The organism is Mycobacterium sp. IDUB_39, assembly GCF_055419205.1.
This window is the reverse complement of sequence record NZ_JBVAXF010000002.1, coordinates 236,100-250,622: the sequence shown is the minus strand read 5'-3', so window position 1 is coordinate 250,622 and position 14,523 is coordinate 236,100. Positions and strand designations below refer to the sequence as shown.

At 66.1% G+C, this 14,523-nt stretch carries 15 protein-coding genes; 6 read left to right on the top strand and 9 right to left on the bottom strand.

Translation table 11 applies throughout. From position 1 onward, the window contains the following. The first annotated feature begins 3 nt into the window (after positions 1 to 3). Positions 4 to 588 (top strand): TetR/AcrR family transcriptional regulator, encoded by a 585-nt coding sequence (locus ACZY0X_RS07365; protein ID WP_463768993.1) that lies wholly within the window; start codon positions 4 to 6, stop codon positions 586 to 588. 15 nt (positions 589 to 603) lie between these two features. Here ACZY0X_RS07365 and ACZY0X_RS07360 read toward each other — a convergent pair whose 3' ends face one another. Continuing rightward, positions 604 to 1,020 carry a hypothetical protein gene (locus tag ACZY0X_RS07360; protein WP_463768991.1) on the bottom strand — a complete coding sequence of 139 codons (417 nt, stop codon included), beginning with the start codon at positions 1,018 to 1,020 and terminating at the stop codon, positions 604 to 606. Positions 1,021 to 1,137: 117 nt separating this feature from the next. Continuing rightward, the gene (locus ACZY0X_RS07355) at positions 1,138 to 1,602 is read right to left on the bottom strand and encodes a hypothetical protein (RefSeq protein ID WP_463768989.1); all 465 of its coding nucleotides are present in this window, start codon (positions 1,600 to 1,602) and stop codon (positions 1,138 to 1,140) included. Positions 1,603 to 1,816: 214 nt separating this feature from the next. Here ACZY0X_RS07355 and ACZY0X_RS07350 point away from each other — a divergent pair, with 214 nt between their 5' ends. The 4 genes from ACZY0X_RS07350 (at position 1,817) to phoU (ending at position 7,096) form a co-directional block, all read left to right on the top strand. Further along, positions 1,817 to 2,818 (top strand): acyl-ACP desaturase, encoded by a 1,002-nt coding sequence (locus ACZY0X_RS07350; RefSeq protein ID WP_463768987.1) that lies wholly within the window; start codon positions 1,817 to 1,819, stop codon positions 2,816 to 2,818. Positions 2,819 to 2,907: 89 nt separating this feature from the next. Continuing rightward, on the top strand, positions 2,908 to 3,993 hold the full coding sequence (gene dusB / locus ACZY0X_RS07345) for a tRNA dihydrouridine synthase DusB (RefSeq protein ID WP_463770545.1): 1,086 nt from the start codon (positions 2,908 to 2,910) through the stop codon (positions 3,991 to 3,993). Between the two features lie 204 nt (positions 3,994 to 4,197). Then, positions 4,198 to 6,348 carry an LCP family protein gene (locus tag ACZY0X_RS07340; protein WP_463768986.1) on the top strand — a complete coding sequence of 717 codons (2,151 nt, stop codon included), beginning with the start codon at positions 4,198 to 4,200 and terminating at the stop codon, positions 6,346 to 6,348. A 79-nt stretch (positions 6,349 to 6,427) separates the two neighbouring features. Then, positions 6,428 to 7,096, top strand: a complete 669-nt coding sequence (gene phoU / locus ACZY0X_RS07335) for a phosphate signaling complex protein PhoU (protein ID WP_241403130.1) — start codon at positions 6,428 to 6,430, stop codon at positions 7,094 to 7,096. 12 nt (positions 7,097 to 7,108) lie between these two features. Here phoU and ACZY0X_RS07330 read toward each other — a convergent pair whose 3' ends face one another. Then, positions 7,109 to 7,618, bottom strand: coding sequence for a MarR family winged helix-turn-helix transcriptional regulator (locus tag ACZY0X_RS07330; protein ID WP_463768985.1), 510 nt, complete (start codon positions 7,616 to 7,618; stop codon positions 7,109 to 7,111). A gap of 80 nt (positions 7,619 to 7,698) precedes the next feature. Between ACZY0X_RS07330 and ACZY0X_RS07325 the strand changes: the two genes are divergently transcribed. Next, positions 7,699 to 8,673, top strand: coding sequence for a quinone oxidoreductase family protein (locus ACZY0X_RS07325; RefSeq protein WP_463768984.1), 975 nt, complete (start codon positions 7,699 to 7,701; stop codon positions 8,671 to 8,673). 14 nt (positions 8,674 to 8,687) lie between these two features. Here ACZY0X_RS07325 and pstB read toward each other — a convergent pair whose 3' ends face one another. The 6 genes from pstB to ACZY0X_RS07295 all read right to left on the bottom strand — a co-directional run bounded on the left by pstB (position 8,688) and on the right by ACZY0X_RS07295 (position 14,452). After that, entirely contained in the window at positions 8,688 to 9,464 is a 777-nt protein-coding gene (pstB, locus tag ACZY0X_RS07320; RefSeq protein WP_241403127.1) for a phosphate ABC transporter ATP-binding protein PstB, read from the bottom strand. 8 nt (positions 9,465 to 9,472) lie between these two features. Continuing rightward, the gene (gene pstA, locus ACZY0X_RS07315) at positions 9,473 to 10,387 is read right to left on the bottom strand and encodes a phosphate ABC transporter permease PstA (protein ID WP_463768983.1); all 915 of its coding nucleotides are present in this window, start codon (positions 10,385 to 10,387) and stop codon (positions 9,473 to 9,475) included. After that, a complete protein-coding gene (pstC, locus tag ACZY0X_RS07310; RefSeq protein WP_241403125.1) occupies positions 10,384 to 11,439 on the bottom strand; it encodes a phosphate ABC transporter permease subunit PstC in 1,056 nt (351 codons plus the stop codon). The genes pstA and pstC overlap by 4 nt, the downstream gene beginning before the upstream one ends. Positions 11,440 to 11,486: 47 nt before the next feature. Then, entirely contained in the window at positions 11,487 to 12,569 is a 1,083-nt protein-coding gene (pstS, locus tag ACZY0X_RS07305; RefSeq protein WP_463770543.1) for a phosphate ABC transporter substrate-binding protein PstS, read from the bottom strand. Between the two features lie 153 nt (positions 12,570 to 12,722). After that, positions 12,723 to 13,643, bottom strand: a complete 921-nt coding sequence (gene mshD, locus ACZY0X_RS07300; protein WP_463768982.1) for a mycothiol synthase — start codon at positions 13,641 to 13,643, stop codon at positions 12,723 to 12,725. Beyond that, positions 13,643 to 14,452, bottom strand: coding sequence for a winged helix-turn-helix transcriptional regulator (locus ACZY0X_RS07295; RefSeq protein ID WP_463768981.1), 810 nt, complete (start codon positions 14,450 to 14,452; stop codon positions 13,643 to 13,645). The genes mshD and ACZY0X_RS07295 overlap by 1 nt, the downstream gene beginning before the upstream one ends. Positions 14,453 to 14,523: the final 71 nt, after the last annotated feature.

Sequence of the window (14,523 nt, the reverse complement as noted above, 5' to 3'; positions counted from 1 at the left end):
GATGTGGCCTCAGGTCAACGACGGAGCCAGTGGTCGGGTGTGCCGCTGGAGGACCGTCAGACGATGCGCCGCGACAAGCTTGTCGCCGCGGGGGTGGATCTCCTGGGCGGCGAAGCCGGTCCGGCGCTGACAGTGCGCGCCGTGTGCCGCGAATCCGGCCTGACGGAGCGCTACTTCTACGAGAGCTTCGCCGACCGCGACGAGTTCGTCCGTGCGGTCTACGACCACGTGTGCAGCACCGCGATGTCGGCGCTGACCTCGTCGACCACCCCACGCGATGCCGTCGAACGCTTCGTCGCCCTGATGGTCGACGACCCGGTTCGGGGTCGGGTGCTGTTGATCGCACCCGAGAGTGAACCCGTGTTGGCCCGGTCCGGCGCGGAATGGATGCCGACGTTCATCGACCTGCTTCAGCACAAGCTGACGCGGATCACCGATGCCGCCGTGCAGGCGATGGTCGCCACGGGCCTGGTCGGCGCACTCACGGCGCTGTTCACGGCGTATCTCAACGGGCGCCTGGCGACCACCCGCGAGCAGTTCATCGACTACTGCGTCGACATGCTGCTCAGCCGGGCGTCATCGCACTAGCCACACCGCCCCTGACTACTCGTCGGGGGTGCTGACCTGTTCGAGTTCCTTCTGCTCGGCCGCCGCGGCCTCGTCTTCGGCCGCCTTGGCCTCGCGGCCGGCAGGGCTGGCCAGGGAGTTACCCGGCTTCGTCTCGGAGGCGACGCCACCATTGCAGTTCAAGTAGAACTGGATGCCGTCAACGGCGGAGCCATCCACGGCGCTGGTGAAGGGTGTGGGCTGCGAGCGGGTGACCAGGCACTCGTCCTGGCTGACCTTGTCGCCGACCCTGGCCGCGACCACTACCGACTGGCCGGCATCACTTGCCGCCGAGGAGGCATCTGCATACGTCTGGCCCGCGTAGTCATCGGCGGCCGCGACGCCCGTGCCGAGTGCCGCGGAGATCGCGAACGCGCACACTGCGCCGGACCCCATAACGATGAACTTCTTCACGTTCGACCTCTCTACCAATCCAATAGCTGCTCGGGGATGGTACCGCCGTCGAGGCGTCCGCGCAGTTCTAGTGTGACGGGTGAGAAATGGTCTGCAAGCTGGCGTTTACCCGAGAGCTCACTCGGCGCCGGTCTGGGCACCGGCCTCCGCCAGCTGGTCGAGCTCGGCCTGGGCCGCGGCGGCGCGCTGCCTGGCTTCCCGCTCCTCTTTCTTCGCCATATCGGCCTCCCACATCTTGCGGCCCGTGGGACTTTGCAGGGAGTACCCGGGCCACAGCGCGGTGCCGTACTTCGCGTAGCAGTTGAGATGCACGTTCATCACACTGCGGCGCCCGTCGCCGTAGCCGTCGATCGACGCCGCCGGGGTCGCGCTCGAGACGATGCACTGGTTCCAGTCCTTGCGGTCACCCACCGTCGTGGCGACCTGAGCAGACATCCCCTGCCTGCTCAGCGCGGCTTTCGCGTCGGCGAACGTCTGACCGACGACGCCGTCGTCAGCGCTGGCAACCCCCGCGCCCAGTAACCCCACCGCCACCGCCGCAGATCCGAATGCACTGGCACCGAGGACCAAGAACCTCTTCACGATTGGTGCGACCTTTCGTCACCGCCGGGGCGATTTTCTGTTTTGCTGGAGGGCAATGGAATCAACGGATAGTACAACGCTGCCGTCGCGGGCGGTCACGGTTTGAATCCACTTCCGCAACACGCGCCACACAACATCATGGCAAGCTTGAATGTCACCGACATTCACAGATATATTGACTGCAACCAACAGGTACAGATAACTCGGAGGCGCCATGTCGAAGGAATTCACCGACCTGCAGCTTCTGCAGGAGCTAGAGCCGGTCGTCGAGCAGAACATCAATCGGCACATGTCGATGCGCAAGGACTGGAACCCGCACGACTACATCCCGTGGTCCGACGGCAAGAACTTCTACGCCCTCGGTGGCCAGGAGTGGTCGCCCGAGGAGTCCAAGCTGTCTGAGATCGCGCAGACCGCCATGGTGCAGAACCTGTTGACCGAGGACAACCTGCCCTCGTATCACCGCGAGATCGCCATGAACTTCACCATGGACGGCCCATGGGGCTGGTGGGTCAACCGCTGGACCGCCGAGGAGAACCGGCACGGTATCGCGCTGCGCGACTACCTCCTGGTCACCCGGTCCATCGACCCTGTCGAGCTGGAGACCCTGCGCCTTGAGCAGGTCACCCGCGGATTCAGCCCCGGCCAGGGCGCGCAGGGCGAGATGTTCGCCGAGCGTCTGTTCGACTCGGTCATCTACGTGACGTTCCAGGAGCTGGCCACTCGGGTCAGCCACCGCAACACCGGCAAGGCCTGCAACGAGACGGTCGCCGACCAGCTGCTCGGCCGAATCTCGGCCGACGAGAACCTGCACATGATCTTCTACCGGGACGTGTCGGCCGCCGGTATGGACATCGCCCCCAACCAGGCGATGAAGTCGCTGCACCGCGTGCTGCGCAACTTCAAGATGCCCGGATACACGGTGCCCGAGTTCCGGCGCAAGGCCGTGATCATCGCCGTCGGCGGCGTGTACGACCCCAGGATCCACCTCGACGACGTCGTGATGCCGGTGCTGAAGAAGTGGCGCATCTTCGAGCGTGAGGACTTCACCGGCGAAGCCGCCGAGATGCGCGACGACCTCGGCAAGCTCATCGAGGAACTCGAGGAGACCTGCCAGAAGTTCGAGACCGCCAAGCAGCGCCGCCTAGAGCGTGAGCGGCAGGTGGCGGAGAAGAAGGCGATGAAGAACCTTCTGGTGACGTCATCGTCGTCCTAACCGACTCCCGGCCCCTGGCCGACGCACCGGCCCGGTCCGCACTGCGGATCGGGCCGATCGCGTTGCGCAGTCCCGTGGTGCTGGCCCCGATGGCCGGTGTCACCAACGTGGCGTTCCGCACCCTGTGCCGCGAACTCGAACTCGCCCGCGAGGGCACGGTCAGCGGCCTCTACGTCTGCGAGATGGTCACTGCGCGCGCGCTGGTCGAGCGTCATCCGGTGACGATGCACATGACGACGTTCGCCCCCGAAGAGACGCCGCGATCGTTGCAGCTGTACACCGTCGATCCGGCCAATACCTACGCGGCGGCCAAGATGATCGCCGACGAGGGCATGGCCGATCACATCGACATGAACTTCGGCTGCCCGGTTCCCAAGGTCACACGGCGGGGTGGCGGGGCGGCACTGCCCTACAAGCGCAAGTTGTTCGGCCAGATCGTGGCAGCGGCCGTGCGGGCCGTTGAAGGCACCGGGATCCCCGTCACCGTGAAGTTCCGGATCGGCATCGACGACGCCCACCACACCCACCTGGACGCAGGCCGGATCGCCGCCGAGGAGGGCGCAGCCGCCGTCGCGCTTCATGCGCGGACGGCGTCGCAGCGCTACTCCGGCACCGCCGACTGGGATCAGATCGCCGCGCTCAAGCAGCACGTCACGAACATCCCGGTGCTCGGCAACGGCGATATCTTCGCCGCCAGCGACGCCCTGGAGATGATGGCCGCCACAGGGTGTGACGGAGTCGTCATCGGGCGCGGTTGCCTCGGTAGGCCGTGGTTGTTCGCCGAGCTCTCCGCCGCGTTCTCCGGACGCGCTCCTGCCACCCCGCCGACCCTCGGTGAGGTGACCCACATCATCCGCCGCCACGGCGAACTCCTGGCCGATCACTTCGGCGAGGAGAAGGGCATGCGCGATATCCGCAAGCACGTCGCCTGGTACATGCACGGGTTCCCCGCCGGCGCTGACCTTCGTCGCGGATTGGCCCTGGTCAAGACGCGGTCCGAACTCGACGACCTGCTGTCCAGACTCGACCCCGATGTCCCGTTCCCGGAGGCCGCCGAGGGGCCGCGCGGGCGCCAGGGATCGGCCGCATCGGTATCGCTGCCAGAGGGCTGGCTCACTGATCCCGACGACTGCACGGTGCCCGCCGGGGCCGACGTCATGCACTCTGGAGGATGATTCAGCCGAGCATTTAGCGCGATCTGAGACGGCATCGAGACGGCACTGACACGTGGCTGGACTGGCTGACGCTCAGTATTGCTCCGTACGATGTGGGTTCATCGCCACCGGTTCCGGTGGCGGAGCGCCACATCATGCTGCTACAAGACTAGAAGCACTTTTCAGGATTTCTGCGCCATGGGCGGAGTCGGAGGCCGGTAGGACATGAGTGACGGTGAGAACCACACTCCCGGCCGTCCACGCCCGGATGACGCCGACGGCGACAATCAATGGCTTACCCGATCACCGCGGCCAATGCGAGGCGCCGCGCCGTGGGAGCGCGCTGCAGCACAAGAATCCGACATCCAAGAACCCGACACGGACCAGGCCGGCACGCCGCCAACGGGAAATCACACCGACGGTGTGACCGTCGCCGACCTGATCGCCAAGGTGGCAGGCACCTCACCACCTGAGCGGTCCGTGAGGCGCCCGCGGCGCCACCGCTCGCGCGAGGAGTCCTCCGAACCACCGGCCGAGCCACCGACTGAGGTGCCGCCCGTTGATTCGGCACCGGTAGCCGAGTACCTCGACTACCCGGAACGCAGCGACTACCCCGAACGCAACGACTACCCCGAACGCGGCGACTACCCCGGCGTCGATCCCGTCACCGACATCCTCCCCGCGGTATCCGCCCACTCCGATGACCTGCCTGTGCTGTCCGAGGAGCCGCGACGGGCCGCGAGGCCAGCCCGCATCGGGAAGGCGCGGCAAGCCGGCGTGACCGGGCGACGGCGCGGTATGCACTCGGCGATGATCGTCGGTCGCGTTGCCGCCGCCCTGATAGCCGTTTTGGCGCTGGCCCTCACGGGCGCGGCGTGGCAGTGGCAGTCGGTGAAGAACGGAAACCTCAACAGGGTCTCGGCGCTGGATCCCAACTCGCGCGACATCCTCGACCCCAACGCCCAGTTCGGTGACGAGAACTTCCTCATCGTCGGCACCGACACCCGCATCGGCGAGAACAGCGAACTCGGCGCGGGCACCACCGACGACGCCGCAGGCGCGCGATCCGACACCATCATGCTGGTCAACATCCCGGCCGACCGCAAACGCGTTGTCGCCGTGTCCTTCCCGCGTGACCTGGCCATCACACCCATCCTGTGCGAACCGTGGGACCCCAAGTCGGGCAAGTACGGGCCCATCACCGACCCCGACTCCCCCATGTACGGGCTCGAAGAGGCCTACACCGAGACGAAGCTGAACTCCGCCTACGCCGTCGGTGGACCCAAGTGTCTGGTGAAGGTGATTCAGAAGCTCTCGGGCCTCTCGGTGAACCGCTTCATGGCCGTCGACTTCGCCGGCTTCTCCAAGATGGTCGACGCCCTGGGCGGCGTCGAGGTCTGCACCACCACCCCGCTCGAGGACTACGAACTCGGCACCGTGCTGGCCAACGCCGGTCCCCAGCTCATCGACGGCCACACCGCGCTGCAGTACGTGCGCGCCCGCCAGGTCGTCACCGAGACCAACGGCGACTACGGCCGGATCAAACGCCAGCAGCTGTTTCTCTCCTCGCTGCTGCGCTCCCTGATCTCGAAGGACACGTTCTTCTCGCTGAGCAAGCTCAACAATGTCGTGAACATGTTCATCAACGACAGCTACGTCGACAACATCGACACCAGGGACCTCGTCGATCTCGGCCAGTCCATCCAGGGTGTGAACGCCGGCCGAATCACGTTCGTGACGGTGCCGACGGTTGGATACGCCGACGAGTACGGCAACGAGACCCCGCGCACCGACGACATGCGTGCGCTGTTCGACGCGATCATCGACGACGACCCGTTGCCCGAGGAGAAGAACGCGGACAACACCCCGGTTCCGCAGACGCCGGAGGCAACCCCCGACTCGGGGTCGCAGCCGTCCACCTCCGAGTCCGCGCCTGCCGACAAGAGCAACGGTCAGACCGTTGACGCGGTCACCACTGATCCCAGTGACGTCACTGTCCGGGTGTCCAACTCGACCGGTGAGAGCGGCCTCGCGGCCACCGCGGCCAGCGAACTGCAGCAGCACGGGTTCATCGTCACCGATCCCGACGACTACCCGGGACCGCTCAGTTCGACCACCGTGTTCTACTCCTCAGGCAACGAACAGGCCGCCGCCACCGTGGCCTCCGCGTTCGCCAAGAACACCATCGAGCAGGTCCCCGGCATGGGTAGCGAGATCCAGGTGGTTCTCGGCGCCGACTTCTACTCGGTGGGTGCACCGTCCCCGAGCGGCTCAGCGGTCCAGGTGCAGGTCGTCAAGGGCACCAGTTCGAGCACACCGACCGAGTTGCCCGAGGACCTCACCGTCACCAACGCGGCGGACACCACCTGCGAGTGACGCACGGGGATCCGCCATTCACCGTTCGTTCACCTGCGACGTCATGACGATTACGCGGCACAGACCGTAGGCTTACGGCATGCGTACCGCCTATCAAGAGCAGCTGGCTGCCCTGTCCGACCAACTCGGAGAGATGTGCCGACTTGCCGGCGCCGCGATGGAGCGATCGACTCAAGCCCTGCTGCAGGCCGACCTGGTGCTCGCCGAACAGGTCATCACCGACCACGAACAGATCGTGGCGCTGAGCGCGCGCGCCGAGGAGTCCGCGTTCGTGCTGCTGGCCCTTCAGGCGCCCGTCGCCGGCGACCTCCGGGCGATCGTCAGCTCGATCCAAATCGTCGCCGATATCGACCGCATGGGCGCGCTCGCGCTGCACGTCGCCAAGATCGCCCGGCGTCGGCATCCCCAGCACGCACTGCCCGAGGAGGTCAACGGCTACTTCGCCGAGATGGGGCGAGTGGCGGTCGAACTCAGCGGCAGCGTCCAGGAGGTCCTCCTCACCCGCGACCCCGAGAAGGCCGCCCGCATCCGTGAGGAAGACGATGCGATGGATGACCTGCATCGCCATCTGTTCAACGTGCTGATGGACCGGGAGTGGAAGCACGGTGTGACCGCCGCCGTCGACGTGACGCTGCTGAGCCGCTTCTACGAGCGCTTCGCCGACCACGCCGTCGAGGTCGCACGCCGGGTCATCTTCCAGGTCACCGGACACTTCCCCGAGGAAGAGGAACTCTCCACGCCGCACTAGCGGACGTCTGCGTCACTCGCCGGGCACGATCCGGACCCCAACCTTGCGGGACGCCAACACATCGCTCAGAACCGTCGCTATCACCTGTAGATCGGCGTTCGCGTAGCGCTGGAGGAACGCCTCCAGGCCCCTTCGCATCTCGTCGTGCAACTCGCGGTGAGCCTCGGCGATGGCCTCACCATCAGCCGTGAGGCTGAGCTGGACCTCCTTGCGATTGCCCGGGATGGGTTCGCGTACGACCAGTCCTGCCTCGACCAGTCGCTGGACGTGCTTGGAGACCGTGCCCTTCAACTGGGCGGTCTTGGCGGCCAATCCGACCACGCTGACCGGTCCGTCGGCGATTCCGGCGAGCAGGTGCATCGAGAGCGTGGGCAGCGATCGCACACTGTCCAACAGCTGTGGAGGGCACCGTTGCGCCATGAAGTCGCGCTCGGCATCGCCGTCCTCATCACCGTCGAACTTGTCCCCCACGGCACCGAGCAGGTCGTTGATGGTCGCGATCAACGCCGACTTAGTTTTCACGGAAACCATCTTGACAGGGCACGCGCACCCGAGCCATAGTTTCTATAGAAACCATTTCTGCCGAAACGATGGGAACTCCAATGAAGGCTGCAGTAGTCGATGAGTGGGGCCGGCCGCCGGTCTACACCGACTTCGGAGAACCACAACCAAGAGACGGGGCGATAGTCGCCGCCGTCGAGGCATCTGCACTGACCAACCTCACCCGTGGCGTGGTGTCGGGAGCCCACTACGCCAGCAGGGAGATCGAGCTGCCGACGGTGCCGGGCGTCGACGGGGTCGTGCGGTTTCCTGACGGTCGCCGGTTCTACACCGGGGCGCTCGCCCCCCACGGAATGATGGCGCAGCGCACCCTGGTCAGCCAGCACGGCGCCTTCGAACTACCCGACGGCATCGACTCGGTCACTGCGGCTGCAATCCCCAATCCCGGTGTCTCGGCGTGGTTGTCACTCGAACTCGGCGCTGCGGTGAGGGCAGGCGATCACGTGCTCGTGCTTGGTGCCACCGGCGTCACCGGGTCGATGGCGGTGCAATTGGCGAGGTCAGTCTTCGACGCAGGGCGGGTGGTCGTCGCGGGCCGCGACACGACGCGTCTCGACTGGCTGCGCACGGTCGGCGCCGATGATGCCATCGCGCTGGGTCACGACGACCTCGACGCTCGCGTCACCGCGCTCCACGCTGAGCGACCCTTCGACGCCGTGCTCGACTATCTGTGGGGTGAACCTGCCGAACGGGCGATGAGTGCGCTGGCCGCCAGTCATTCCGTCGCGCACTACCACCGCACTCGGTGGGTACAGATCGGCTCGATGGCCGGGTCCACGATGAGCCTGTCGGCAGGACTGCTGCGTGGGACGGGCATCGTCATGTCAGGGATCGGGCTCGGTAGCGTTCCGCCCGATGACATGGCGCGGGCGCGCACCGAGGCGCTGCCGCGACTGTTCGACATGGTCGCCGACGGCCGACTGCATCTACGCACACAGGCCCGCCCACTTGCCGATGTCGAGCAGGTGTGGACGACAGTCGAGCCGTCCGGGACCAGGGTGGTGTTGGTCCCCTAGATCGCGCTGGTTACCTAGCCGAAGCGACCCGAGATGTAGTCCTCGGTGGCCTTCTGAGTCGGGTTGGAGAAGATCTTCTCGGTGTCGTCCAGCTCAACGAGACGGCCCGGCTTGCCGGTGGCCTCCAGGTTGAAGAACGCGGTCTGATCGGACACCCGCGCCGCCTGCTGCATGTTGTGCGTGACGATGACGATGGTGAAGTCCTGCTTGAGTTCGGAGATCAGATCCTCGATGGCAAGCGTCGAGATCGGATCCAGCGCGGAGCACGGCTCGTCCATTAGCAACACGTCGGGCTGCACTGCGATGGCGCGCGCGATGCACAGGCGCTGCTGCTGGCCGCCGGACAGGCTGCCGCCGGGCTTGTCGAGCCGGTCCTTGACCTCGTTCCACAGGTTGGCACCCTTGAGCGAGCGCTCTGCCACCTCGTCGAGTGACTTCTTGTTGCGCACGCCCTGGAGCTTCAGGCCCGCCACCACGTTGTCCCGAATCGACATGGTGGGGAACGGATTCGGCCGCTGGAACACCATGCCGATGGTCTTTCGGACACCGACCGGGTCGACGCCGGCACCGTAGATGTTCTCACCGTCGAGCAGCACCGAGCCCTCGACGCGGGCACCGGGGATCACCTCGTGCATGCGATTGAGGGTTCGCAGCACGGTCGACTTCCCGCAGCCCGAGGGGCCGATGAATGCCGTGACACTGCGCGGTTGTACCGCCAGTGCCACGTCGGCCACCGCGTGGAATGACCCGTAGTAGATATTGACGTCTTTGAGATCCAGACGCTTGGCCATCGAGACTCCTAAGCCTGCTTGGGTGAAAAGAACTTGGCGACCAGTCGAGCACCGACGTTGAGAAGGGCGATCAGCACGATCAGCGTGAGTGCTGCGCCCCACAGCCGGTCGGTGGGCACCGGGTTAGCCCCTGCGCCTGCCGAGATCTGGTCGTACATCATGCCGGGCAACGAGCCCATGAACCCGCCGAACATGTCGAAGTTCATCGCCTGGGCGTAACCGACCAGGATGAGCAGCGGGGCCGTCTCCCCCATGACGCGGGCGAGGGACAGCATGATGCCGGTGACGATGCCCGACAACGCTGTCGGAATCACGATGCGTGCGATGGTCTTCCACTTCGGCACGCCCAGTGCGTAACTCGCCTCGCGCAGATCCATCGGGACGATGCGCAGCATCTCCTCGGTGGCACGGACGATCACCGGGATCATGAGCAGCACCAGCGCCAGCGACACCGCGAAGCCCGACCGCTGAAAGCCCAGCGTTGCCACCCACAGTGCGTAGATGAACAGCGCTGCCACGATGGACGGCACACCGGTGAGGATGTCCACCATGAACGTGGTGACCTTACCCAGCCGGGTGCCCCCGCCGTACTCGACGAGATACACCGCGACGAAAACGCCGATCGGGATCGAGATCAGGGAACACACGAAGCCCTGCAGCAGCGTGCCCACAATCGCGTGGTAGACGCCGCCGCCCGGGGAGAACGCCGTCATACCCGCTTGCGAATTGGTGAACCACGTCGGTGACGTCAGGGCCGCGATGCCCTTGGTGATGACGGAGTACAGCACCCACACCAGCGGTACCAGCGCGACCAGCACCGAGCCGGTCACCAGCACGGTGGCGAGGTTGTTGGTGAACTTGCGGCGCGCACTGACGCCCTGGAAGGTGGGCGCCTTGACGGGCGCGTCCAAGGTCGACGTCATTTTGCGCCCCTCCCGGCGACCGCGGCGCGAGCCAGCGAGTTCACCACGAACGTCAGGATGAACAGCACCAGGCCGGCCGCAATGTAGGCGCCCGCCTTGTACTGGTCGTTGAATTCGCTTGCCGTGGCGGCGATCTTGCTGGCGAAGGTGTAACCCCCGTCGAACAGCGACCAACCGAACGCGGTCTGCGTGCCGCGCAGGATGATCAGCAGCGCGATCGTCTCACCGAGTGCGCGACCGAGGCCGAGCATCGCGCCGCTGATGTAGCCCGACATACCGAACGGCAGCACGGTGGTCCGGACCACCTCCCAGCGTGTCGCACCGAGTGCGAGCGCGGCCTCGATCTGACCGCGAGGAGTCTGCACGAACACCTCGCGCGTCACCGCGGTGATGATCGGCAGGATCATCACCGCCAGCACGATGCCCGCGGTGAAGATCGTGCCGCCGCCCGCCACCGATGCCGTGCCCGTCTTGAACAGGAACAGCCAGCCCAGGTTCTCGTTGAGGAACAGGGCGAACGGCTTGAGCACTGGTGCAAGCACATACAGGCCCCACACGCCGTAGACGATCGACGGCACCGCGGCGAGCAGGTCGACCAGATACGCCAGCGGCCCGGCCAACCGGCGTGGCGAGTACTGCGTGAGGAAGACGGCGATGCCCAGCGCCACCGGCATGGCCAGCAGCAGCGCGAACACCGAGACGAAGACCGTCACCTGCAGCAGGTCGAGGATGCCGAACTGCATCGCCGATGTGTCGGTGGTGACCCAGTTCCCGCCGTAGGTGAAGAAGTTCTCCGTGTTGCGGGTGAGCGCCGGTATGGCACGCCACAACAGGAATACCCCGATCGCCCCGATGAGGACGATGATCAGGATGCCGGAGCCCTCCGAGAGCCCACGGAAGATCCGATCCCCCAGGCGCACCTTGCCGCCCCTGGATGGGTCGGTGGAGATGGGTTCCGGCGCGGGGAACGGTGAAGCGATGACTTCACCCGACCCCGCGTCGGCTGGATTCGGTGTTGTCACTGTTATCCCGTCGGTGACCCTATCGGTCATTAGGTCCTGACCCCGTCCTCACGGCATTCTCCCTGGCTTATATGTCGCTAGGCAATTGCGTCGACGGACTTGAGCAGTCGTTCCTTGAACGCGTCGGGAAGCGGGACGTAGCCCGCCGCCGAGAGGTTCGCCTGGCCCTCGTTGGCCGCCACCGTCAGGAACGACTTCACGGCCGCGGCCGTGTCGGCGTCGTAGCCCTTGGAGCAGACGATCTCGTAGGTCGCCAGCATCAGCGGGTAGGAACCGGCTTCCTTGCTGGCGTACAACGCGTCCAGATCCAACGTCAGGTCGTTGCCCTCGCCCTTGAACGTGGCGGTGTCAACGGCCTTCTGAGTGGTCTCGTCGGTGAGCTCGACGGCACCGGCTCCACTGTCGATCTGGACGTAGGGCAGCCCGGCCTGCTGGGCGAAGCCCTTCTCGACGTAGCCGATGGAGCCCGGGGTGGCCTGAATGGCCTGCACGACACCGGACGACTTCTGCGCGCCCTCGCCCGCGCCACCCTGGAATTCCTTGCCCGCGCCCTTGGTCCATGCTCCCGGAGCGGCAGCGCCAAGGTACTTCTGGAAGTTGTCGGTGGTACCTGAGGAGTCCGAGCGGTAGATCGGCGTGATGCCGGCATCGGGCAGGTTGACGCCCTCGTTGAGCGCGGCGATGGCCGGGTCGTTCCACTTGGAGATCTGGCCCTGGAAAATCTTGGCCAGCACGTCACCGTTGACGACGAGCTTTTCGACACCCTCGACGTTAAAGGCCAACGCGACGGGGCCGAACACCAGCGGCAGGTTCCAGGCCTCGTTACCGCCGCAGCGCTCGGCGGCCTTCGCCACCTGATCGTCCTTCAGCGCCGAGTCGGAACCAGCGATGTCGACCTGCTTGGCGATGAACTGGTCGACGCCCGCACCAGAACCCGTGGGGTTGTACGCCAGGGTCTTGCCCGCGCAGACCTGACCCCACACCTTGTTGAACTCGGCGATCGCATTCTGCTGGGCCGTCGAACCCTCGGCCGTCAGCGAGTTCTTGCCGCCACACTCCGCGGAGGACGACGACCCGGCACCCGAGGCGCTCGTCGATGCCGTGCCCGCGTTGTTGTCACTGCCGCAAGCGGTCAGCACGAGAGCGGCGGCTGCGGTCATGGACAACGCAGTGCCAATGCGATTGAGCTTCACTGATCCCACTTTCGGTTGACGTCTTCGGACTCTCCGGCAACGTATGCGGCCGTCATGGACGGTTCGCGGATGAAAGGTGAACGTGAAGTGAACAGGCTCAGCGATTACACAGCTGAGGCGCTAACCGGCGGTGTACGCCACGTCAGCGCTGAAGACACCGAATCCCAAGCGTTCGTACGTCTTCACCGCGGCAGAGTTATCTGCCTCGACGTAAAGCATGACGGTGGCGGAAGGCCCCAGCCGGTCACTCAGATGGTGTAGGCCGACCAGTGTCAGCGTGGCTCCCAGCCCACGGCCCTGGGCCGCGGGATCGACGCCGACGATGTAGACCTCGCCGAGCATTGGCCCATGGACCCCCTCGCCGGAGGCGAGACCATGGACTTTCGTCCAGTGAAAGCCCAGCAGTGCGCCGGTCTCGTCATCGAACGCCAGGAACAGCCCCTCCGGGTCGAACCAGGACTCCGCGCGCCGCTCGGCCACGTCAGCCTCGGTCCAGCCGCCCTGCTCGGGATGCCAGGAGAACGCCGCGTTGTTGACGCGCAGCAGCTCGGCGTCATCGTCGGGTCCGGCGTAGGTGCGCAGTCGCACGCCGGGCGCCACGGTCACCTCGGGTAGGTCGGCGAGCGACCGTCGCATCTGTAGTAGTTCACGAACGCTGTTCAGGTCCAACGACTTTGCCAACGCCCGGGCGGCCTCGAGATTGCCGTGTGCCCAGATCCTGGCACCGTCCCCACCCTCGGCGAGCCCGGCTCGCACCAACGCCGAACCGGTACCACGCCTGCGCGCTTCAGGGTGCACGACGACCTCGGCCATCGCGGGTGCCTCGGCGGACCCCGGCACCAGGTTCAGATAGCCGACGATCCCAGAACCATCGGTGGCCTCACCGTCGACGGCCAGTAGGTGCCGGGTGCGGTCGTGGGGCAACTCGCGGAGCACCCCGTCCCCGACTGGAGCGACACCGTCAGCAGCCGTTGCGGCATCGACGATGTCGCGGATCCGACGCTGCTCGGCCTCGGACAGTGTTGGGTGCCAGGCGATCATCACTGTGTGCGGAGGGGATCGAAGGCGTCCGACATGTTCTCGGGTGCCGTGTCGTAGTTTTCTCCTGCGTAGCCGTCCACATCGTCGACGTCGTCGGCAGGGTCGGGGTCCGGGGCGGCCGCGCGACCGCGGGCGGGCCGCACCGCCTTGTAGCCGACGTTGCGGACCGTGCCGATCAGCGACTCGTACTCCGGGCCGAGCTTGGCGCGAAGCCGTCGCACGTGCACGTCGACCGTTCTGGTGCCGCCGAAGAAGTCATACCCCCACACCTCCTGCAACAGCTGCGCGCGGGTGAAGACCCGTCCAGCGTGCAGCGCGAGGTACTTCAGCAGCTCGAACTCCTTGTAGGTGAGATCGAGTGGCCGGCCACGCAGGCGCGCGGTGTACGTGCCCTCGTCGATGACGAGTTCACCGAGGCTCACCTTGCCGAGGCTCTCCTGGTCGGCGACGCCACCTCGGCGGCCAACCAGCAGCCGCAGCCTGGCGTCGATCTCGGCGGGCCCGGTGCTGGGAAGCAGGATCTCGTCGAGACCCCACTCGACACTGACGGCCACCAGACCGCCCTCGTTGACCACGGCCACGACGGGAACCGACGTCCCCGTGGTGCCGAGCAGCCTGCACAACCCACGGGCAGCGGCCAGATCGGTGCGAGCGTCGACTATCGCCACATCAGCACTACCCGCCTCGAGAAGCGAGGACACCTCGGTCGGCGCGGAACGCACGGTGTGCGCCAACAACGCCAGCGAGGGCAGGACCGACTCGGGATGCGGGTCGACGGTCAGAAGTAAAAGATCCAACGGGTCCTCCATCACGCTCCGGGACGCCGACCCGACCCGGCTACGCCGACGGTGTCTGGTCACAGCCCAGATTCATGGCTGAC

Excerpts from the sequence above, each read along its gene's own strand:
- ACZY0X_RS07350 (WP_463768987.1), top strand. The coding sequence starts at position 1,817 with ATGTCGAAGGAATTCACCGACCTGCAGCTTCTGCAGGAGCTAGAGCCG.
- dusB (WP_463770545.1), top strand. The coding sequence starts at position 2,908 with ATGGCCGGTGTCACCAACGTGGCGTTCCGCACCCTGTGCCGCGAACTC.
- ACZY0X_RS07340 (WP_463768986.1), top strand. The coding sequence starts at position 4,198 with ATGAGTGACGGTGAGAACCACACTCCCGGCCGTCCACGCCCGGATGAC.
- phoU (WP_241403130.1), top strand. The coding sequence starts at position 6,428 with ATGCGTACCGCCTATCAAGAGCAGCTGGCTGCCCTGTCCGACCAACTC.
- ACZY0X_RS07325 (WP_463768984.1), top strand. The coding sequence starts at position 7,699 with ATGAAGGCTGCAGTAGTCGATGAGTGGGGCCGGCCGCCGGTCTACACC.
- pstB (WP_241403127.1), bottom strand. The coding sequence starts at position 9,464 with ATGGCCAAGCGTCTGGATCTCAAAGACGTCAATATCTACTACGGGTCA.
- pstA (WP_463768983.1), bottom strand. The coding sequence starts at position 10,387 with ATGACGTCGACCTTGGACGCGCCCGTCAAGGCGCCCACCTTCCAGGGC.
- pstC (WP_241403125.1), bottom strand. The coding sequence starts at position 11,439 with ATGACCGATAGGGTCACCGACGGGATAACAGTGACAACACCGAATCCA.
- pstS (WP_463770543.1), bottom strand. The coding sequence starts at position 12,569 with ATGACCGCAGCCGCCGCTCTCGTGCTGACCGCTTGCGGCAGTGACAAC.
- mshD (WP_463768982.1), bottom strand. The coding sequence starts at position 13,643 with ATGATCGCCTGGCACCCAACACTGTCCGAGGCCGAGCAGCGTCGGATC.
- ACZY0X_RS07295 (WP_463768981.1), bottom strand. The coding sequence starts at position 14,452 with ATGGAGGACCCGTTGGATCTTTTACTTCTGACCGTCGACCCGCATCCC.